This window comes from Sporosarcina sp. SAFN-010 (assembly GCF_059415065.1).
In genome coordinates this window covers 236,194-256,289 of the sequence record NZ_JBPFDS010000003.1, presented here as the reverse complement: position 1 = coordinate 256,289, position 20,096 = coordinate 236,194, and the positions used below count along the sequence as shown (strand labels likewise).

Here is a 20,096-nt window from a genome sequence, read left to right as displayed (position 1 = left end):
TTGATGCATACTCACTTTCCTGTTCTTGTCTGATAATAAAATTTATAGATTCAGTTCCTAATTCATTTGAAAAACAAAGATCAAACAGGACCTTACAACCAAACTTCATGGTAGTTGTAGAACTTGATTATGGTGGTAACATAATCCGAATTTTAGAGGGATTTCGTTAATAATATCTCTCTACACATTAGAGTCCGGATGCGACATAAAAAAGCCAACAATTAGTATGTTGACTTCAGTAAAACTCATTCAGCAATCAGCCCCCGATTGCGGTATTGGGGGTGATTACTTGTGAAGCCATCGCACGCGATTTCAGTAGATAAGCCGGTCAATCGAGTATTCATAAATAGTAATCGGAATTATTTGTATTTGAAGTGATTATTATTTTATTTTATCCTCTAAATTTGATATGAATTTTGCAGGATTTCCGCCGACAATTGTGTTAGGGGCGACATCTCTAGTAACTACTGATCCAGCAGCAACTATTGAGTTTTCACCGACTGTAACGCCGGGAAGTATAGTTGAACTGGAACCAATCCAAGTGTTCTCTTTCAATACAATTGGTTTTAGATGCAGGGTTCCTCTATTTAATGGGTTATAATCATGATTTATTGTTGCCAAAACCACATTATGACCAATCAAACATTGGTCTCCAATAATGATTTGACCTTGATCTTGGAACCGACACCCAGAATTAATAAATACATTTTTTCCAACTTTAATATTCTTTCCAAAGTCTGCTGTAAAGGGTAAAAACAAAGAAAAACCTTCATCTAAATCTCGACCTATAATTTTAGAAACTTGTTGTCTAATTTGATCGTTAGTATAAACACCATTATTCATTTGTGCACATAATGATCTCGTTTCATCTGATACTGCACCCATTGCCTCATTAATCTCTGAACCGCCATGAATCACACCTTCTATTGCCATCTTTGATAAAAGTTTTTCTAGTTCCATTTTAATCATTCCCCTCCACCGTGAAATTCATTTATGCAACAAAATGGCCAGATTGCGCACGGGACTTATTTGTTTATTGCCCCCGTTAGTTTTACAATAAAAGACTATTTTTGATGACAAGTTTCATACTCATCCTTCATTAACCAACTCCGACATGCTAATCCTCTATCATGATAAATCTCTGTTTCCACATCTAATTTAATACTGTTGTTATAAGGTCCTGAGTTGGTTATGAATAACGTTTTTTCATCTACCCAGTCCAGAAGAGTATTGTCATTTGCATCACTATAATAAATTATTTTCTTATTGTTATTTTCATGATGTTTTGTTATTTCTACCCACACATTAACTCCTCCTGCTGCACCACCATATGGTTCATAATAAGCATTTGCCGTATATTCCTCAGTAGGCGATAAAACAGGACCAGGTCCGTTTTGGATGAATTCTTTATCAATATTATCAAATGTAAAAGAATACACCTTATATACATAGATTGAGGATACCAATATAACCCCAAATAACATTGCAAACAATAATTTTTTAGGAAATGGTTTCTTTTTAATAAATGAGATTATAATCTTAACCGATAATATCAAAAATATAATTACCGTAACAAAAGAAATTAAGAGACCAAACAAAATTAAAATAATAATTCCCTCTTTATAAGTTCAAATAATAATTATTCTTATAATATTCCTCTACACGTAAACGTGCCTGATTGTGGAATATATGAATTCGACAAACGCTCCCGTTAGGTTCACATTGGTTATTTAATATCCGGACAATTTTATTTAAGGGTTTGTAATATAGTACCTTGACCATTATCTGATTCAACTTGAGCGTATGCTCCATTTATGAAGGTGATTTGTGGTGGAACATGACCGCAATCAATATCGTATAAGAGAGGAATCTGAAGCTCTTTTGAAAGTTCATTATAGACATCTTCAACTGTATAATTTTCAACAGGTGTATTGGCAGGACTTCTACCAAACATAATACAAGTACAATTCTCAAACCAACCAGCGAATTTCATTTGTACGAGTGATCTACGTAAGTCAGTGGTTGATAACTCGCAACCCTCGAGATACCAAATGATAGAATCTCCCTCAATATAATTTTTCTTGAAATTCTGTACATCGCCATATGGTGTGCCAACTAAATGCCTAATTGTGTCAATACATCCGCCAAGTAAACGGCCCTGCACCTTAACCTTTTTATTTTCAGTTGATTTCCAGTAAGTTTGTTCTGTTAGATTGAAAATATTAGGAGTAGGGTTATCATGTTGCCATTCTTTCTGATATTTTTCCGATGAATGTTGGAGAATCGATTCACCCATTTTAGTGGATAAAACAGATTGCCACATGGCTGTTGTATCATCAGAATACTCTCCCCTTAAATCCACTAAATTTGTTCCATGAGCAGTAGCAACCCCAGTTTTTAATGTGATTGCTAACAGTAGGGTACTAATGTCGGAATAACCCAATATCCATTTATTCTGTATGTTTTCAAAGTCAATATACTCAAGAGTCTCAATAAGTAGGTCTCCACCCCAAGGTGGAATAATTAGTTGTATCTCTTCATCAATCATCATTTTATTAAACTCTTCCGCACGTTTTTTAGCCGACGCAGATTTTGCCTTATCCTGAGTCCAAGCGGTTTCATCACTAATTATGTGGAAACCTTTCTTTTCCATACTTTTAAATGCAGAGTTTAATAATCCATGTAATTCACTCGGTACTCCAGATGATGGTGCAGTTACGCCTATCATTGCATCCTTTTCTAGGATTGGATACTTTATCATGTTTAACCATCCACCTTAGTTTGATATAATTTTGACATTAAAATTTAAACAGATAAATATCTACTTCTTCTGGCACGTTAGCGGAACAATATCTATTTATTCCATCGTACCATAATCACCAAATTCTGAGTAATAAAAAAACATCTCATATAAGGTGTTCATACGACACGTTATCGTCCTGAATGCGACATAAAGAAAAATATCAATTTCCGATTTCATGTTATTCAACTAACGCCCCCCTCATAGTTTCAATAAGCGCATACTTCATTCGGAAAATGGTAACAATATAACTGATTAGATAAAGTCGTAAAGAGGTGGATTAATGAGAATGAGAAAGATGTTGATCGCTTTTATCCTATCCCTTGTTTTTATCTTAACCCTAGTTCTAACTACTTCTAATCAGACAACAATCGTTTCATCAGCTGAACCAACTCAAGACTCTGAAGAGCTTAGGTTACAGGACATGCTCATGGTTATGCTTACTCCTTATATTGAAAATGACTTAAATATCTTTTATCATCCGAAGATTGTTAAGGATTTTTCACCTCATGTAGCTCCTTGGGATATTGAGGTGATAGAAACAAGAAGAGTTAATGACTTTCGGGGCTTTCAATTGCAAATTACATTTGAAATCGAGCCTACCGATGGTGGACACTGGATTCCCATAGGGAAAGACCGAATGACCTATGAGATTTCTTCAGGACCTACAGTCAAATTGATAAATCACATTCATCTGAAGACGTATGAATTTCCTTCAGAATCAAAATAGGCTTCTACCAATTGGGAGTTATTTAAAAAACATCTCATATAAGGTATTGTTACGACACGTTATCGTCCCACTGCGAGATAAAAAAGCCAACAATTAGTATGTTGACTTTTTCAATAAACGCAACCTTTTGCTTAAAAAAACCGAATAAACCATTTACACTTTTACTTTTACTTATTTTTTTAGTTGATTTTCGAGATAAAAGCAATTGCAAAATGACCAATTGTTGCACCTATCAAACATATAATCCATAAACTCCAATCATACTCGCCAAAACCCAAGTATTAAAAGTGCTATGGTAAAGCCAAGTAATGTTCCAAATAAATTTTTTAATCTCATAGATGAACCACCTTAAAAATTAATAATTAACATTACTCAATCAGTTATTCAACCCTATCGAGCAATGAAGATTCTGAACCGCCCTTAAAAGTCCTTAATGATAGTTGAAAAACTAATCAGTATGATAATACCATAATTAACCACTTAACGGACCTTTCCTTTTAAAAGTCTCGCTACTACACATCATGGTCCAAATACGACATAAAAAAGACCGTCAATAGACGATCTCTTGTTGTTCAACAAACGCCCCCGATAACTGAACGAATGAAAGCATTTTGAAAGCGATTTATTCATCTTTCTCTTTCTGTTCATTGTCTTTTTTGAAATATACTTTCAAGGTTGTGTTGATGTTAATTAAAGCTATTAATATAAAACCAAGCATTATGAAAGTGACAATTTCACCTGTAAAAAAAGATACAATACCTAATATCATGGCATATACCCCGTACCACTTGTTATTCATATGCGAAGCCTCTCTTTTACTAAATCTGGCCCGTTTGGTGCGTATTAGTTGTTCAGTCAACGCCCCCGATTGTATTACGAGGAAATTCTTTTTTTATTTCTTATTACTCTGATAATAAACATGATAATTACGGTCGTTACAAGTAGAAATCCATTAACGAAAGTAAACACAGCACACATTGCTGCAAAATAACCATGGCCTTCTCCTCCTCCGAAACGAAGAAATAATTCTCCACCTTTAATACCAAGAACATCGAAAAGCATCATCATAATAATTCCTAAAATAATAACTAAACTAAGATTTTCTCTTTTCAACAATAAGAAGGATCCAATATTTAAAGAGATTAGTAATAAGAGAAATAATAATACTATTAAACCAATAATTTTCTTCTCCTCCTTCTTAAATTTAGTATTAAAGCCCGAACTTGAATACAACAATTAATCTTTTATCTGGCCCGATTGAAGTACAAATTTAATTCACTTAAAGCTATCGTTTATTGATTGTACTCCTGAATTTACTCAATTTGACGGTCCATAAATTCCAATAAGTTTACCTGTATAGGCGTCTATAACAACCATTGGGTACTGTTTTTGATAGGTTAATGTTACTTCCCACTCCATTTTATTTGTAAGTTTATTCCAAAACCCGATCTTTTGATGTAACGATACACTGATATTTTCTGACGGAGTATTATTCCAATCCGTTTTTTCTAATGACTTACTCTTTTCTTCTTCCTGTAATTGCAAGTATTTTTTAGCGCTGGCTATCGCTTCCTCATTACTCATTATTGGATATTGATAAGAGTATAAAAAAATCATAATCATAATCATAATAATAATTAAACTTAATAAAAGTTTTTTCAAACTTTCAAGCCTCCTCATCAATACAAGAGTATTCCATTTTTCAAGTTACGCTTTAACCCTAAATGGCCCGATTGCGGAACAAAATCTATTTATCCCATCATACCATAATCACCCAATTTAGAGTAATTAAAAAAACACCTCATACTAAGGTGCTGTTACGACACGTTATTGTCCAAATCTGTCTATATGCAATCTCCCTCTTTACAATTCTTTATAAGTTGGTAACATACTTTTGAAAACAAAAAAAGGGGGATGAAGAAAATCAACAAGTTGAAAAACTTTATGTCTACATATGGCTTAGTAGCAGTAATACTATTTATTGTTATTTTACTCGCGACTATCTATGCTGCTTTCGGTCTGTCCGGCGAAAGAAACTTCATTACATGGACGGGCATACTTTTAGGGGTTGCATCTCTTGCATTAGCGGTATTTTTCTATCAACGTGGACATGTTGAAAGTAGACAATTGAACGAGTCTATTTCCGAATTAGTTTCTGTCATAAATGATTTGAAATCAACCATTAAGTCTAATGACGAGATCCAACTAATTCAGAACGAACGATTAAACAACATAGAAAATGAATTGAAGGTCTATCAAAAAAAACTCACCTCTACTAACCTTCTCTCCATTTTAATAAACCGAAGAAAAGAGAGAGACTTTGAGTGACAACAAAGTCTCTTTTAATTCTTACAAAATACTACTATCACCAGTAATCAAGAAATCCAACCCACTATCAACCAGAATATCCTTCACTCCCGGCTGCAAGGTAGTCGGCACCTCCGAGTAAGCAGTCTTCCCAAGAATCACACGCTGTGCAAAAAACATCGCCATCATGGTATCACCTCCCTCCAGTTTGAGTAAAAGCCAAAACCAAAACAAAAAGCGGGTAATCATTGATAGACTTGTGCCGCCATTTCGGCAACAACGTCCTCAATGAATTCCGCTCGTTCGGTTAAGGCTTGCTTTTGTGCTTTTAGTAATAAGTTTTCTTGTTGTAATAATTCTATTTCAGTGAGTTCTGGGAACGGAGCTTCAGTTGGTACTGGTTCTGTAAAAAAACCTGTAGTGTGATCATAGTCCCATCCCTCCTGAACTTCTGGTTTATCTGTAATATCTACTAGGACAATGTCCGGTGCAAACTGAGGTTGCCTGTCTGCTTCGAATATCCAATGTGCTTTTTTTCTCAATATTTGAGCGAACAACATGACTTCACCTCTTATTTGATATATTCAATAACCATGAGACCGTCTGTACCATTACTTCCTTTCGTACCCGATTCTAGTCCGGTACCTCCATTACCACCATTACATCCGGTTCCACCCTTCCCAACGACTAGCCGAATGATAGTGCCAGGGATAACTTCAAAAAGAAAATCTTTACGCATCTGGGCAATGCCACTGCTACCTCCACCAGAACCTCTCAGAGAAACATTTGCGTTCCCCCCTCCTTTACCTCCAGCCGCACTAGTTTGAAAGGAAGTTTTAGCCGCAGCTGCGCCATCTGTCGAAGGAGAACTGGCACTGACTGAACTGGCTTTATTACCTTGATTTTCAATTGAATCGATGTACATTGGATCTGCACCGCCACGACCTCCATCACCGCCGGCTAGAGCACCCCCTCCTAGACCGCCTACATTCCCTCCAAAACCGCCACCGCTGCCAGTCGCACTAAGGTACAATCCGAAACTCGTCACCCAGCCTGTTTCGCCATTTCCTCCTCTGGAACCGGGATTGCCAGTGCCGTTGCCTGCACCACCGCCTCCGCCGCCGCCACCTGCCGCACCCATCGTAGTTACACGGACATGCGTAACTCTATCGGGAACTGTCCAGTTGTATGTTCCTGCTACATCGAATCTTTAAACGACTAATTCATTCGAAGGAATAACCAACTTACCATCACTATCCGTTTCTGCCTTCACATGCCCTAACTTTGTCAATGACGCTTTTTCCGCCTAATACGTCTTAAGGAAAATCCGAATCTCCCGGATTGATACCACTAAATCCGCTTCATCAAATCCTTTGCAAAGAAGTTAGCTTGTGGACTTAGCACAATCTAAGAATATATATATCTTCTGCCGTTCGAAAATAACCTAGTCCCTCTAAGCGGAATGATCAAAAGAAATGTTTCATTCAGAAGCATCTTTTTTTGATTTTTGATTTTCTATAAAGGGAATTGCTAGATTTAGGAGAAGTATTGCTTACCCGAGTACAAGTATTGGTTCCAATTTTTCATTGATTGGATTTTGAAGCGTCTTTATCAATTAGTAGAGGAAGATATGCCTTTGGACAACTAATTCTAGATGCCCCGTAAACCTTGAGGGGTTCATTAAAGCGAATGTTGTGTAATACAATTTAAAATTCACAGCCACAACTCCAAAAAGTAGTAGCGAACTGATGCTAAGTCGACGGTCATAATGATGAAAAAGAAGAGATTTTCCTTAAGCTTGAAAAGAATATGGATCTATAAGAGTAAATACGATAGGAGTGATGAATGTTGAGCAGCTTATATATAGTGAGGCATTGTGAAGCGACAGGACAAGCCTCTGAAGCACCATTGACTGTACAAGGCACGCAACAAGCTGGAAAGTTAACTGAATTCTTCTCGACTCTAAAAGTCGATCAAATCATTTCTAGTCCTTTCGAGCGTGCGATTCAGTCCATCTTCCCTTTTGCACAAAAGACTGGAATTCCAATTGCAACTGATGAACGTTTGAAAGAACGAGTGTTAAGCAACGAAAATCTTGAGGATTGGTTAGAGAAATTGAAAGCAAGTTACGAGGATATGGAACTCCGATACGATGGTGGTGAATCCAGCCTGGAAGCATCGAACCGAATTATTGAGCTGTTTGAGGAGATTAAAAGGAGTGAAGTGAAAACATCTATCATAGTGACTCATGGTAATTTATTATCACTAGCGTTAAAGTATTATGATCAGGCTTTTGGATTTTCGGCTTGGAAGAAACTAAGTAATCCTGATATTTATTTACTCCAGCTTGATGGTGATCAAGTAATTATTAGACGCTTATGGGGAAATCGTGAATAATAGTAATTAAAGAAAATATAGAAGCTAAAAGTATATATTCCTTCAACTTGTCATTTCACTTAGTTTAAGTTATTTCAATTTGGCATGTTCTTAACGGAAAAATAACAGCTGTTGTGCTATAAAAGTAACCACCTCTACTACCTGTCTTAGTAGTTGAGATGGTTTCTTATAACACTATTATCCTCGTGGTCAACTGCGCTTCATAAGCTTTTTACACTTCAAAAAGTTATTAGTCCAATCTAATCTGCAGGAGTTGGATACCAGAAATCCCTTTACAGTGCTGCCAATAATTTTTCGAGCTCTTCGCCCATTTTTGTCCAGGAATATTTAGCACCCTCGATAGCGCCTTGGCGTGCTTTTGTTTCTTCACTAAATCCTGTTTGTTCAAAATGCAGATTAGTTCCTCCATCTACACTCTCTTTCAATGTCCAAGTAACAGTAGTCGCTTCACCAGCACTGACCCACGTATAAGAAAGCGTATGGGGCTCTTCTACTACTAATACTTCACTTTCTACAATCCCATTCCACCATTCGTTTGGTACTGCACGGAATTGAAATTTATGTCCTACGAGTGGTTTAAAGTCGTTATCCCAAATCCATTTTGCAAGCTTTTCGGAATCCGTTAACGCATTCCAAACTTTATCAATCGAACTTTTATATTGAAAATCTAACGATACATCAGGTTTCATAATTCTTCCTCCAATAGCTTGTTTAGTTTTGCAAATCGGGTTTTCCAAAATCCTTCGTAGAATGAGACCCAATCTTGAATTTCTTTCAATGGTTCCGCATTCAGCCGGTACCTCGTTTCCCTGCCAACTTTTCGCGCGCATACGAGATCCGCTTCTTTTAGAATTGCCAAATGTTTTGAAACTGCTGTGCGTCCCATTTGAAAATGTGTCGTAATCTCATGGAGAGGCAATTCTTCCACATCTGCCAGCAGGCGCATCAATTTTCGCCTGGTTGGATCAGCAACTGCGCCATAAACGTCTCCTGTTGAATCTTTTTCGCGCAAAATCACCCTCCTCCTTTTATAATTATCCCTTTAACTACAATAGTTATACTTTGTGAAAATCAGAACGACACCAATTAGTGTCCTAATCATTATAGGACACTAATTAGTGTCGCGTCAAATCCTTTTGCAACCTTTTAAAATACTCAAGCATTTCTACAGTTCCTGTAAAAACACTCCTGGCTAACGCTTTAGTTTGACCGATGCTATTCCTTGAATCCTGTATTCATCCTTAACTAGTGGCTATCTTCCTCTACAAATTTTTTAAGACCAGCCAGCTGATCCTCCCAGTATGTTTCAAAGAATGTTAGAAAATCTTGTATTTCAATAAGGGGTTTCGCTTCAAGAATATATCGGGTTTCCCGTCCCACTTTACGACTTTTTACTATACCTGCATTAGAAAGTATATGAAGATGCTTGTTGACAGCAGTACGACTAATTGGAAAATGCTCCGCTACTTCTACAATCGACATTTCCCTCTCTGCAAGTAATTTTAATAAGGTGCGTCTGGTAGAATCTGAAATCGCTTGGAACACATCGTGCTTTCTTTGCTCAGACATATTAACCTTCGATATAAGCAGGTAGTTTCACTTTTACAATGCTTTCCCAACCGCCATTCATGGTTTCGCGTACAGTTCCCTGTTCTGCATTCCATCCCGAATGGATAAGAGTAAATTCTGTTTGTTGTCCATCTAGCTCTTTTAATTCAAACGTTAGATGCCAGCCTTTATCCCAGTCAAACCCCAAACGATGTGGTGGTTCTAGCTCCGTTACAGTACAAGGTGAATCACCATAAGGTCCTGCATGAAGGACAAACTCTTTTCCTAAAAACGCTTCAAATGTATTGGGCATCCACCATGCATCCAGCCCTTCCGACGTAGAAACAGCTTTCCATACTTTTTCAATTGGCGCGTTTAAAATAATGGTTTTACGGATTTCAGGTAGTTTATCTTTTACATTCATGTTTTCTTTCCTCCTAAATATAAGTAACACCTTTTAGTGTTACTTCGGATATTAACACGGTTCAGTGCAAATCACAATTTCTTATTGTTTAGCATCGTTTGTTATACATATATTAGAACAGTTCTGTTATACTAATAATAGAGCAGTTAGGAGGTGACCAGTTGTTCATCCAAATCGAACCAACATCCGATATCCCGATTTATACTCAATTAGCCAATCAGGTGATTGAACTGATTGCACGTGGGCAGTTACAAGGGGGAGATACGTTACCTTCTGTGAGAGCATTAGCTTCTGACCTAAGCGTGAATATGCACACCGTCAACAAGTCATATCATGAGCTTGAGCATAAAGGGATCATACGCATCGTGCCAAAGTCTGGTGCCGTCATTAATCCCATCGTTCAGGATGGGATTACCAGTGATAATCGACGAAGAATTATCGAGCAAATTAAACCTATTCTTGCTGAATCACTTGTACTTGGCATGGACCCGGAAGAAATACAAAAACTTGTTTCATCCATTCTTACTCATTTAAAGGAGGAATAATCTATGTCATTAGCTATTTTTCTAGTCACGCTTGCTTTCATGATTGTATTGCAATCCGCTATGCCATTTTTGTTGAAAAGAACGCTTGTTTTCGGCGTTACAATTCCCGAAAAGTTTGCAATGGATCCATCACTTGCTTCTTATCGACGCAGGTTTTCTAGCATTATTTTTATGACAGGAATCATCGCATTCATTGCCTTTCTAGTTTGGTCAACTACTACTCATGCAACCGAGGAACAACTTGTTTGGATAGGATTAGCAATACAATCTGGCCTTCTACTACTAAGCATGGCGCTGTACCTTTACTTTCATGCAAAAACAACGGAATTGAAACAGGCCAACAAATGGGGCACCTCCTTAAAACAAATTCGTGTTGCCGACTTACAGAGTCACGCGAAAGATGCCATGCTCCCATCGTCTATGTATGTACTGCCAATGCTCGTAACGATTGGTCTAGTTATTTACACCGTAACCCAATATAGTTTGTTACCTGACATGATCCCTACGCATTGGGGTGCCAATGGTCAACCAGATGCATTCAGTCCAAAAACTCCATTTTCCTCAATTGCTTTATTAATTATCCTTTTGGTTATGCAAGTGATGATGCTAGGGATCAATATCGCAACAAAACAGTCAGGAATTAAATTGAATTCCAGCAAAAAGAAATCTTCCCAAATTCAACAACTTGCATTCCGTAAATATACGAGCTGGTTTTTACTGATGACGACGATTCTATTGACAATTCTTTTCGGGTTCCTGCAACTCACTACAATACATGTAGGTTTTCAAAACGTTTCCTTGATGATGGGATTGCCACTCGGTTTCCTCTTGGTCATACTGATCTCCTCTGCCGTCTATGCATTCAAAGTTGGTCAAGGTGGTTCGCGTATTGCTGTATCTGTTGCGGAAGAAGAAAATATAGGAGTCACAGATGAAGATAACGATGCTCATTGGAAGTTAGGTGTCTTTTATGTGAATAAACAGGACCCTACCATCTTCGTAGAGAAACGATTCGGAGTCGGTTGGAGTATCAATTTCGGGAATCCCATCGGCTATCTCATCATATTCGTGCCACTACTTCTCATCTTGCTCGTTGCCTTCTTTGTATAATTTCACGTGTTTTGGCTGAAATAAAAACATCATTACAAATGATAACTGAGCATTACTACTAATTTTAAGCATCCTTCTTGAGTTTCCGAATAGAGAAGGATGTTTTTTATTTGAAATCAGAACTTACTATCGCCAAACGGAAATAGATTTCAAAGTAATGAGTAGTTCTAGTTTTCGATGAAAATGATCGTCAAATTCTGTCAGCGCTTCCTTCGTCTATTTGTATCCAGTCTCAGGATATACTTTGTCGAAAGGAAGCTATTTTTCGTTTACAGATGCATGTAAGGACAAGTATAAAACCGAACAATAAGGAATCGACAAGGGTGATGTATTTCTCGACTGTCCAATTCACTTCATCCTACCCTTTGGTGTAGCATTATCCGTAAAAAATATGTATGAAACAACTGGCCTGACCTCTAACTAGTCCTAAAAATTTAGTGAATGCCTAATTTAATATGTAACGTTTAAATTCGATTGTCCGTCTATAGTGTAATAGGGGTGAGGACTTGAAATATATGTTCGTTCAGTACACTTTAATTGGGATTTTTCTGTTTGGTTGTTCTACAAAAGAGGAACAAGAAAGTAAAATGCAAACGGTCAACAATAGTCCTGTTGCTACGACGGAAATAATTGAGATAACTCATCCACACGAAATCGACATTTTCAGGACAGCGATTAAAGATTCTACCCAGGTTCCAGGTATAGTTAATATGACAAAACCACACTATAACTTCAGGCTTGGTGAAGAATCCTATTCACTCTGGCTAACAGAGGATAACGGAACCATTTTGAATCAAAAAGATCGTAATAAAATTTATACCTTGTCCTCTGTGTACTTAGAAAAGCTTTACGATTTTATTCATGAGAATTAACAGGTGTTGAATTACAAACATCTATCAACTCTTTAGTTAAACTTTCACGAGGAGGAATTGTATGAAAAAAACCCTAATTTTTATGATGACGTTCTTAGCGTTAATTGTTGCAGGTTGTACTTCAAAGGAAAAAGAGCAGCAATCACCGGAAAGCTCCAATTTAGTTGCTTCTGAAAAGACGTTGCCGAGTGGATTTGAAAGTATCGCTGAAGTGCAAGATCCCAAAAACCATTTTGCTGTTCTTGTTACTAATCAGGAGGATTATGAAGCAATGTGGCAGAAGTTTCAACTCGATGGAGAGATTCCTGAAGTAGATTTAAAGGAAAATGATCTATTATTTATCGGGATGTTCGAATCCAGCAGCTGTCCATATGAAATTGACACCATGGATGCAGAACCTGGAACAAAAGAGTTAACAATCAATTTTTCTTCGTTGGCTGACGCGTGTACTGCTGACCTAAGCCCGAGAAGTTTTGTGATTGCAGTCCAAAAAGAGATCTCTAGTCAACTTGATACACTTTTGTTAGACTCTCAAGGAAAACAAACAAAAGTACCGATTCAACCTCCTGCGGAAATCCTGGAAAAAACCTTAATTTCATTCATGCATTATAAGAAGAGAACTCCAATCATGACGGGTTCTCTTCTTCCTTTTATATTGGTGTTATTCATCTCTCTCTGAGTACTTGCTCTCTAAATCCCAACTCTTCACAGGTTGGTCCGCTCCCTTTGCACATAAATTGATATACTTCATTGTTGTTCGATGTTGTAATTTCTACAATATAATCGTCAGGGTGGTGAAAACTTCCTTGTTTTGAGTCTCCTATAACTTGAACAGTTTTCAGATCCACAGCCGTCAAGTTTAGTTGCTGATAATCAGGTGATCCCGCTAATAGTAATAGTAACGTATTTTGTTCATTTGACAGATACTTAGGTTCGGTCACATAGGCTTCATAACTAATGAAAGAAACTTGCAAGACCAGCAAAGTGGTAAATACTACTTTTATGGATTTGGACAGATTTCTCCATACTTTCCACAAGACTACTATCAAAAAAGAGCAAAGTAAGAAGAGAACTGTGTATTCTATCATGACATCATGCATTTGAATCCCATTTCGGAAAAGAATCATACTATACAGAACGAGTAATGCTATTACGATAGTCGCCATATAATTCCTCATTTCAGTGAGTATTTCGTAAACCATTCCAAGTAACGACTACATCAAATAAAAATATCTTGAAATCTAAAAAGAAATCTGTATAATTAGACTATTCATATACATTATACCTTATAGTTGTCTAATGGATTCCTTTTTTTGACTTTAGAATTTACTACATGAATGGAATGGTGATTACATGAAGACTGCAACTGAGAATAAAACAACTCGTAATACAACTAGTCGGCTTTTTCAATTCTACATACTTCTTCTCACAGCAATCAATGTCGCCTATCTCGCTATTGAGATGTACAAATCAAAAGTCAGTCAGCCATTTCTTGCCACGGGAAAAATCACTAAATCTGAATTCGTAAAACTGGATACTCTTTTTAGTTATTCGGCCATTATTGAAACTGCCTTAATCGCATTGATAGGACTCTATGCATTGATGGTCTTCACCCAAAATTCAAATACATTATTTTCGTTTGTGGTGAATCATATACAGATTCTCGGTTTGTTTTTCACTTTCAGTTATGCACTTTCTTGGATGACTTCAGCATCTATCGAAAGCCTAAGCGGACATTTGCTAGGACCATCTCTCATCACATTGGCTGTTTTTGGTTACTATTTAGTAAAGCGTCTGCCTAAAGGTTTGATTGCGAAAAAAGCTTAAGTCAAACAAAAACCAACTTGCCGCGTGTTTGCAGGTTGGTTTTTTCATGCTTGCTTAAGCTCTATTGTGGCTGGACTGCCTTGCTCAAAATAACTTGGATATCAATTGACTTTTAAAGTAATCGGATTTTGTATTGAAGACTCTTCATAATACACTTTTGAATTAAGGAAAACTCATAATTAGAACAACTGGTTTAACCTTTACCACGACACTATTTATTTTACAAAGTAGATTTGTATCACTTTGGAGCCGATAATAGTATCATATCAACCCTCAGTAATACTATTCACTTTCGTAAAGAGTCTCGTAACAAATTCTCCAAATAAGTGACATCCGTAATGTTCCTATTACATTCATGACTGTCTACACAAATCAGATTGCCGATCGTTCTGAAATAATCTGGATTATTTTGCTTTTTCTCTTTTGTAATTGTAGTAAAAAAAGTGACAGGTCCCTGACCATGGCAAATCGAACACGTATTATTCGACGAATTAGGTGAAAACGAGCATTCAATCCCTACTAGTTTGCCATCCAGCTCATACAATATGTACTTGCGATTGGATCTGCTATCATTCCAACTTAAATACGTAATCTGTTTTAAGTCTATGATTGATAAATCCGGCAGCTTCAGCTTTTTAGTTTTTGGAAAGAGCTTTTTCAGTTGTTGCTCGGTTATAGTAGGGAATGGAAGGCGATATGAATCTAATTCCACAATTGCCTGGTCGTATTCTTCTACTGCTTTCAAGCTAGAAAAATCCAAAATGTCTCTTTGTTCTGCAGTTATGTCAGGAATGCAATTCCTGATTTTTTCATTTGATAATTCATAAACTGAAGCTAGTACACCAGGAGGTATATGTTGCCTTACGCTTTCTCTTATGAATGACACCTGCCTATGGATATAGTTAAATTGTTCATTTTTAATAAATCTTTCAGTCATTTTTCATCGCTCCTCACTACTAGCTGCTATCTCTATAGAGTTATTCTAATGGAATAAAAACCGATCCGCTAGGGTGAGAATCAGTTTGAGTGATTTTATACATATAACCCCTATGCGAGTACCATCACGCATAGGGGTTCATACTTCATTCTAGTTATGAGAGTAGACAATCTTTTTTATAGTTTCAACAGAGAGATAGTTGGACTCCGCTAATTCATCAATAGTTAAACCATTGGTAAAACACTCACGTATTTTTTCATTACGCAGATCCAATCTCTTTCTGCTGCCACTAGCTACTCCCCACTTTTTAAATGTATCTTCGTGCTTAGGAATATAAAGTGTTTCACCTTGTACATACTTTTGGATTTCTTTTATCAATTCTTCAGGTAAAACATTGTGTGCGTTCACATACGTCAATTTCACTCGCTCCTTATTTTAAATTCGAATAAGGGAGCAAAGCCAATTGATTAGAAAAACTCTAGCGATAAAATTAACTCAACCGCCCCATACAAAGTATCGCCTTTCTAACTACTGGCTTTGCATGAGTGTGGATCGTATCAGATAATCGTCGTACATTATCCAACTTTAAGCACCTCCTTCAAAAATACATTCAATCCTGTTACTTTCACATTTACTTTTGACTACTGTCCGATACCTTTAACGATCAAAAAAACAACCTCATCAATTTCCTCATCACTTATGGACTGTCTGTTTAACAAGACAAAGCGAGAAATGAAGAATCCTGAAATAACTGTACCTAATGTTTTTAAGATGAATTCTGAAGGTTTATCGACGAGTTCTCCTCGCTTTTGAAAATTCTCGATAACCTTTGTCAAACGTGAAGATCCATTCTCAATTATATAAGGAAGCAGCTCATTCTTCAGGTTTTCTTTATAGATGAATTCCTTTATGAGCAAACACTCTTTTCATTTCACCGTATGTTGAAGAAACTGTTGTACTTTTTTCTTGTATGCTTCAGGTGCTTTTGCGTAGGATTCTCCATGGTTTGCCTCGTCTACTAAGAAGAGCTCAGTGCTACTTGAGGTTTTCTCGTACAATTCAATCGCATTTTTAACTGGAACAAAAGTGTCTGCCTTCCCATGGATGTAGAGAATCGGGACATCTGTACGTTGCACTTCTTTCAACGCACTCGCTTCTCTAAACAAGTATCCGGCGCGCGCCTTTGTAACAAGACTGGTACTATCGAGCAAAGGAAATGCAGGCAGGTGGAACATGCGCTTCATCTGATAAGCGAATAGTTGATAGACCGAACCATAAGGACTGTCTGCAACGATTGCTTTCACCTCTGACGGCAACTCCGCTTCCCCACTGGCCATCAGGACAGTTGCTGCCCCCATTGATAACCCATGATAGATGACTTCCGTGTCTTTCCCTAATTTATCAACCAGTAAGTCCGTCCAGTCGATCAAATCCATTCGATCTGGCCATCCAAATCCATAATAATTCCCTTCACTTTTCCCGTGTCCTCGTGCGTCAGGCATGAAAATATTATATCCTAATTCTTGATAGTAAAAGATCCCGAACAATCCCATTTGCTTCGCGTGCCCCAAATAGCCATGTGTTAAAATGACGAGTTTGTTCGTAGGTTTTTCAGCTTGCAAGTAATACCCCGATAATTCCAATCCATCACGTGAAGTTAAGGTAAGTGTTTCAAAGTTTTGATCATCTACCCATTTCGTCCAATCCCCGTTGGTATAAAGATCCATCGTATCGTCGGCTACTTCTAAATCTGCATTGTTCTGAAGGAATTCTTTTGGTCCCCTCTTAATGGCGAGCTCATAGAAAAAGAAACCACCTATAACTTGTAGACTCAAAAATAGAATGACCGCTATCAGCAGGAACTTCTTCCAATTCATTTTTATTTTTTTCATTCTATTACCCTCAGTTCATTTCAATCTCTTAATAAGTATACAGGAGAATGAATTTCAGTATGTATTCGAGAATTTGGTAACCGTGGTACTATTTTGTGTATACCTTCAATATCTCTTAGTATCTCATCTCACCTTCGCAGAAGACTGAACATACAAACTAATTCATGTTATCCTTAACTATATATAAATAATTGAAGTACTCTCGAATTATCAAAGTGAAGGAGGAGTTTTTAGAATGAAGCTGCTCCAATTCATGGTGATCACAGGAATTTTAGTTGTCCTTGCTGGGTGTAGTGGATTAGATTCAGGTAATCCAACTGCAAAAGACATTTTAAAGGAGGATAATTCAGCAGATATTATTCAAGTGGGCGATTTGGTTTATTCAAAAGGGAGCCCGCAATCTGCCTCTGAACTGATTAAAGGCATGAAGATAGGCGAAATAAAGAAACGAACGAATAGCACCTTGTTTTTCCAGAACTTCTATGCAAGTCAATTGCCAGAAGGAACTGAAGTGTTTTCCTCTAACGGGGATTATAATCGTGAGGACACCATCTACATCTTAGTTGTTGAACTCGATGGAGAATTGATTGAATACCATGCGTTACTTGAGGGATGATTGTAAATAGTAGGATGTATGCTGAACTAAATTGAAAAAAGCATATTATGTTCCATTAAACAGCAAAAATGTACCTTCCTCTCCGAGTTTTCATTCGGAAGAAAAGGTACTTTTTTACTGAGTACATCTATGTAAACTGCGGCACTACTAGGCAATCCCTAGTCGGAATAGGCTGAGTATTCTTTTCCACCTTCTGCCGAAAGTGCCCCTGGCGCGGGACAGAGTGGTGCCGCGACTCTGTGATTACTAGTATGTGAGATGATTCAACGATTTATACATAATCATAGTAACAAATTTTGAAACGTATTGTTAAAGTGAGAACTGTGAGGAGAGGAAGGCATAGATTGATTCATACAAAAAGTGCTTTATTAACAAAAGAAGATTTTGACAAGAGGAAGGATTTACCGGAGTGGTTGCTGAGTGAGTATGAAACGTTCAAGAACACAGTAACAGATAAGACGTTTCCTTGCTATTTCGGCATCAATGGTCAGCTGAAAGGTGAATTGCGTTATGCCTATATTACACAGAAGGATTGGAGTAATCTTCCACTGGCACTCATTGATTTCTTAGCTCTCTTTGAAGACCCGAAGCATAAGAGGCACGGATTGTTTGTTTTTGTTGAACCTTTTGCAACAGAACGAACACTTGAAGATTATCGAGAACAGTTTTGGGAAATCCTTCAATACTTACACGAAGTCGATGAAATCAAGTGGCCTATCGAAAGTCCACGTGATCCGGACCATCATTTGTGGGATTTCCGATTCAATGGCGAACCCATTTTCGCATTCGGCAATACACCCGCTTACAAACAACGAAAGACCCGTGACCTAGGGAATGCGATGGTGATTGGATTTCAACCACGCAAAATTTTCGAAGGATTAAAAGGAACTGAAAAAGGCGGGATTATGTCACGAGACAAAGTCCGGGAACGAGTTGAAGCATGGGATCATTTGCCGAAACATCCCGATATTAGCCACTTTGGAGATCCGAAGCATAATGAGTGGAAACAGTTCTTTATCGGCGACGACAGTGAGCCGATTCAAGGAAAATGTCCATTCACACATAAGGAATTGAGACAGAAAAGCTGACCTAAGGGGCGACTTTTTTGTCTCTATATAAGCTTATATAAAAAGGGGTTTTTGAATAAAGTTATATTGCAGTGACAACAAAACTGTTCAATGAAAGTTCTTCAGCTTGAGGATCATTCATTAACTCATAATAACTTGTTAAAAGTGATTCCATTCGTGGTGCAGCTTGTACGAACTCTGTACGGATACTATTTGCATATCCCTTTTCCCACTTTGCATCTGGCAAAAATGTTGCATCCACAGTCATTTGCTTTTCAATTTGAAAACCTGCTTGTTCAAGCAACTTTCGGATTTGGGAGGTGTCAAATAGATTTTGAACATTACTCTCATTCTCTACAAATTGTGAGTAGAGGGCGAGTATCGATACAGCAATGAAATGAGTTCGCTGTGGCATTTCTGTAAATTGAATATCCCATTCTGCAAAACAAATTCGTTTTGCCATTCCGCGAAGTCTTTTGAGGAAGGTAAGAAGCTCATGGGGATCTTTAAAGTACCAGGAGCAGTGAGAGAATACAGCAACATCGAAAGGAACTGTAACTTCAAAATCATTAAAATCTGTGTCTAAGTGAAATGTAATTCGTTCTCCTAAAGAGGATTTCAAAATGTAGTCCGTTGCTTCGCCTAGCGTGAATGGTGCTCCGTAATCTCGGCTGGCGTTGTCGATTCCGATTACCTGTCCCTTTTCACCTATTGCATGAGCAATTGCCATTGTTGTATCGCCTTGCCCACATCCTATTTCTAAGATTCTTCCTCCACTAGGTAGGTTGAATGCTTCCACAAGGCTCAAACGATGTTGCAATTGGATTTGTTGGATTTCATCATTTTCGTATAGTTTATGTTCGTTAAAAAAATCGGTTGTTTGTTCATTTAATTGAGTTGCTGTCATTTGTTATTCCCCCAGATCCTAAGTTACTCTTAATTTTAATCAGTTTCCCACCAAGTTTGTACCATATATTTGTATCTAGTTAGCTTCAGATAGGTAGTCTGGATTTGTGATGTCGTG

At 37.4% G+C, this 20,096-nt stretch carries 30 protein-coding genes; 10 read left to right on the top strand and 20 right to left on the bottom strand.

Features of this window, described 5'->3' with window-relative positions:
* Positions 1–381: 381 nt before the first annotated feature.
* The 4 genes from ACR65F_RS05885 to ACR65F_RS05870 form a co-directional block, all read right to left on the bottom strand.
* A complete protein-coding gene (locus ACR65F_RS05885; protein WP_440503614.1) occupies positions 382–960 on the bottom strand; it encodes a DapH/DapD/GlmU-related protein in 579 nt (192 codons plus the stop codon).
* 104 nt (positions 961–1,064) lie between these two features.
* Positions 1,065–1,598, bottom strand: a complete 534-nt coding sequence (locus ACR65F_RS05880; protein ID WP_440503613.1) for a DUF5412 family protein — start codon at positions 1,596–1,598, stop codon at positions 1,065–1,067.
* Between the two features lie 149 nt (positions 1,599–1,747).
* Positions 1,748–2,761, bottom strand: coding sequence for a S66 family peptidase (locus tag ACR65F_RS05875; RefSeq protein WP_039044565.1), 1,014 nt, complete (start codon positions 2,759–2,761; stop codon positions 1,748–1,750).
* A gap of 96 nt (positions 2,762–2,857) precedes the next feature.
* Positions 2,858–2,989: a hypothetical protein gene (locus ACR65F_RS05870; protein ID WP_440503612.1), complete on the bottom strand. Its 132-nt coding sequence runs from the start codon at positions 2,987–2,989 to the stop codon at positions 2,858–2,860.
* 100 nt (positions 2,990–3,089) lie between these two features.
* Here ACR65F_RS05870 and ACR65F_RS05865 point away from each other — a divergent pair, with 100 nt between their 5' ends.
* Positions 3,090–3,530, top strand: a complete 441-nt coding sequence (locus ACR65F_RS05865; RefSeq protein ID WP_440503611.1) for a DUF3888 domain-containing protein — start codon at positions 3,090–3,092, stop codon at positions 3,528–3,530.
* Between the two features lie 622 nt (positions 3,531–4,152).
* Here ACR65F_RS05865 and ACR65F_RS05860 read toward each other — a convergent pair.
* From ACR65F_RS05860 to ACR65F_RS05850, 3 genes are all read right to left on the bottom strand, one after another.
* Entirely contained in the window at positions 4,153–4,329 is a 177-nt protein-coding gene (locus tag ACR65F_RS05860; protein WP_440503610.1) for a hypothetical protein, read from the bottom strand.
* Between the two features lie 74 nt (positions 4,330–4,403).
* Entirely contained in the window at positions 4,404–4,646 is a 243-nt protein-coding gene (locus ACR65F_RS05855; protein ID WP_440503609.1) for a hypothetical protein, read from the bottom strand.
* 201 nt (positions 4,647–4,847) lie between these two features.
* Positions 4,848–5,192 carry a hypothetical protein gene (locus ACR65F_RS05850; protein ID WP_440503608.1) on the bottom strand — a complete coding sequence of 115 codons (345 nt, stop codon included), beginning with the start codon at positions 5,190–5,192 and terminating at the stop codon, positions 4,848–4,850.
* A gap of 252 nt (positions 5,193–5,444) precedes the next feature.
* Between ACR65F_RS05850 and ACR65F_RS05845 the strand changes: the two genes are divergently transcribed.
* The gene (locus ACR65F_RS05845) at positions 5,445–5,858 is read left to right on the top strand and encodes a hypothetical protein (RefSeq protein ID WP_440503607.1); all 414 of its coding nucleotides are present in this window, start codon (positions 5,445–5,447) and stop codon (positions 5,856–5,858) included.
* Between the two features lie 21 nt (positions 5,859–5,879).
* Here ACR65F_RS05845 and ACR65F_RS05840 read toward each other — a convergent pair whose 3' ends face one another.
* Genes ACR65F_RS05840 through ACR65F_RS05830 form a run of 3 tightly spaced genes read right to left on the bottom strand, consistent with a single transcriptional unit; the run spans position 5,880 to position 6,978 of the window.
* On the bottom strand, positions 5,880–6,026 hold the full coding sequence (locus tag ACR65F_RS05840; protein ID WP_440503606.1) for a CD1375 family protein: 147 nt from the start codon (positions 6,024–6,026) through the stop codon (positions 5,880–5,882).
* Between the two features lie 56 nt (positions 6,027–6,082).
* Positions 6,083–6,397: a hypothetical protein gene (locus tag ACR65F_RS05835; protein WP_440503605.1), complete on the bottom strand. Its 315-nt coding sequence runs from the start codon at positions 6,395–6,397 to the stop codon at positions 6,083–6,085.
* An 11-nt stretch (positions 6,398–6,408) separates the two neighbouring features.
* A complete protein-coding gene (locus tag ACR65F_RS05830) occupies positions 6,409–6,978 on the bottom strand; it encodes a hypothetical protein (protein ID WP_440503604.1) in 570 nt (189 codons plus the stop codon).
* A 704-nt stretch (positions 6,979–7,682) separates the two neighbouring features.
* Here ACR65F_RS05830 and ACR65F_RS05825 point away from each other — a divergent pair.
* On the top strand, positions 7,683–8,234 hold the full coding sequence (locus tag ACR65F_RS05825) for a histidine phosphatase family protein (RefSeq protein WP_440503603.1): 552 nt from the start codon (positions 7,683–7,685) through the stop codon (positions 8,232–8,234).
* A 272-nt stretch (positions 8,235–8,506) separates the two neighbouring features.
* On the opposite strand, the gene ACR65F_RS05820 is transcribed toward ACR65F_RS05825, so the two are convergent.
* The 4 genes from ACR65F_RS05820 to ACR65F_RS05805 form a co-directional block, all read right to left on the bottom strand.
* Entirely contained in the window at positions 8,507–8,923 is a 417-nt protein-coding gene (locus tag ACR65F_RS05820) for an SRPBCC family protein (protein WP_440503602.1), read from the bottom strand.
* Positions 8,920–9,246 carry an ArsR/SmtB family transcription factor gene (locus tag ACR65F_RS05815; RefSeq protein ID WP_039044187.1) on the bottom strand — a complete coding sequence of 109 codons (327 nt, stop codon included), beginning with the start codon at positions 9,244–9,246 and terminating at the stop codon, positions 8,920–8,922. Before ACR65F_RS05815 ends, ACR65F_RS05820 begins: the two co-directional genes overlap by 4 nt.
* A 233-nt stretch (positions 9,247–9,479) precedes the next feature.
* Positions 9,480–9,803 carry an ArsR/SmtB family transcription factor gene (locus ACR65F_RS05810; protein WP_440503601.1) on the bottom strand — a complete coding sequence of 108 codons (324 nt, stop codon included), beginning with the start codon at positions 9,801–9,803 and terminating at the stop codon, positions 9,480–9,482.
* A gap of 1 nt (position 9,804) precedes the next feature.
* On the bottom strand, positions 9,805–10,206 hold the full coding sequence (locus ACR65F_RS05805) for an SRPBCC family protein (protein WP_440503600.1): 402 nt from the start codon (positions 10,204–10,206) through the stop codon (positions 9,805–9,807).
* A gap of 161 nt (positions 10,207–10,367) precedes the next feature.
* Here ACR65F_RS05805 and ACR65F_RS05800 point away from each other — a divergent pair, with 161 nt between their 5' ends.
* From ACR65F_RS05800 to ACR65F_RS05785, 4 genes are all read left to right on the top strand, one after another.
* The gene (locus ACR65F_RS05800; protein WP_039044190.1) at positions 10,368–10,751 is read left to right on the top strand and encodes a GntR family transcriptional regulator; all 384 of its coding nucleotides are present in this window, start codon (positions 10,368–10,370) and stop codon (positions 10,749–10,751) included.
* Between the two features lie 3 nt (positions 10,752–10,754).
* Complete coding sequence (locus tag ACR65F_RS05795) at positions 10,755–11,861, top strand: DUF1648 domain-containing protein (RefSeq protein WP_440503599.1); 1,107 nt, start codon at positions 10,755–10,757, stop codon at positions 11,859–11,861.
* Positions 11,862–12,376: 515 nt separating this feature from the next.
* Positions 12,377–12,733, top strand: a complete 357-nt coding sequence (locus tag ACR65F_RS05790; protein ID WP_495160519.1) for a YhfM domain-containing protein — start codon at positions 12,377–12,379, stop codon at positions 12,731–12,733.
* 61 nt (positions 12,734–12,794) lie between these two features.
* Entirely contained in the window at positions 12,795–13,412 is a 618-nt protein-coding gene (locus tag ACR65F_RS05785) for a hypothetical protein (RefSeq protein ID WP_440503597.1), read from the top strand.
* Here the strand turns inward: ACR65F_RS05785 and ACR65F_RS05780 are convergent.
* Entirely contained in the window at positions 13,399–13,899 is a 501-nt protein-coding gene (locus ACR65F_RS05780; protein WP_440503596.1) for a hypothetical protein, read from the bottom strand. The two genes, ACR65F_RS05785 and ACR65F_RS05780, sit on opposite strands and share 14 nt — an antisense overlap.
* Before the next feature lie 187 nt (positions 13,900–14,086).
* On the opposite strand from ACR65F_RS05780, the gene ACR65F_RS05775 reads away from it, so the two are divergent.
* Entirely contained in the window at positions 14,087–14,560 is a 474-nt protein-coding gene (locus ACR65F_RS05775; protein WP_440503595.1) for a hypothetical protein, read from the top strand.
* A 286-nt stretch (positions 14,561–14,846) separates the two neighbouring features.
* Here the strand turns inward: ACR65F_RS05775 and ACR65F_RS05770 are convergent, their stop codons facing one another.
* The 4 genes from ACR65F_RS05770 to ACR65F_RS05755 form a co-directional block, all read right to left on the bottom strand.
* The gene (locus ACR65F_RS05770) at positions 14,847–15,497 is read right to left on the bottom strand and encodes a FusB/FusC family EF-G-binding protein (protein ID WP_440503594.1); all 651 of its coding nucleotides are present in this window, start codon (positions 15,495–15,497) and stop codon (positions 14,847–14,849) included.
* 150 nt (positions 15,498–15,647) lie between these two features.
* Positions 15,648–15,914 (bottom strand): CD3324 family protein, encoded by a 267-nt coding sequence (locus tag ACR65F_RS05765; protein ID WP_039044197.1) that lies wholly within the window; start codon positions 15,912–15,914, stop codon positions 15,648–15,650.
* A 224-nt stretch (positions 15,915–16,138) separates the two neighbouring features.
* Positions 16,139–16,333, bottom strand: coding sequence for a hypothetical protein (locus ACR65F_RS05760; protein WP_440503593.1), 195 nt, complete (start codon positions 16,331–16,333; stop codon positions 16,139–16,141).
* A gap of 90 nt (positions 16,334–16,423) precedes the next feature.
* Positions 16,424–17,389, bottom strand: a complete 966-nt coding sequence (locus ACR65F_RS05755; RefSeq protein ID WP_440503592.1) for an alpha/beta hydrolase — start codon at positions 17,387–17,389, stop codon at positions 16,424–16,426.
* Between the two features lie 235 nt (positions 17,390–17,624).
* On the opposite strand from ACR65F_RS05755, the gene ACR65F_RS05750 reads away from it, so the two are divergent.
* Positions 17,625–18,005, top strand: a complete 381-nt coding sequence (locus ACR65F_RS05750) for a hypothetical protein (protein ID WP_440503591.1) — start codon at positions 17,625–17,627, stop codon at positions 18,003–18,005.
* Between the two features lie 344 nt (positions 18,006–18,349).
* Positions 18,350–19,093: a YqcI/YcgG family protein gene (locus ACR65F_RS05745; protein WP_440503590.1), complete on the top strand. Its 744-nt coding sequence runs from the start codon at positions 18,350–18,352 to the stop codon at positions 19,091–19,093.
* Positions 19,094–19,154: 61 nt separating this feature from the next.
* On the opposite strand, the gene ACR65F_RS05740 is transcribed toward ACR65F_RS05745, so the two are convergent.
* Positions 19,155–19,979 (bottom strand): class I SAM-dependent methyltransferase, encoded by an 825-nt coding sequence (locus ACR65F_RS05740; protein ID WP_440503589.1) that lies wholly within the window; start codon positions 19,977–19,979, stop codon positions 19,155–19,157.
* Positions 19,980–20,096 lie beyond the last annotated feature (117 nt).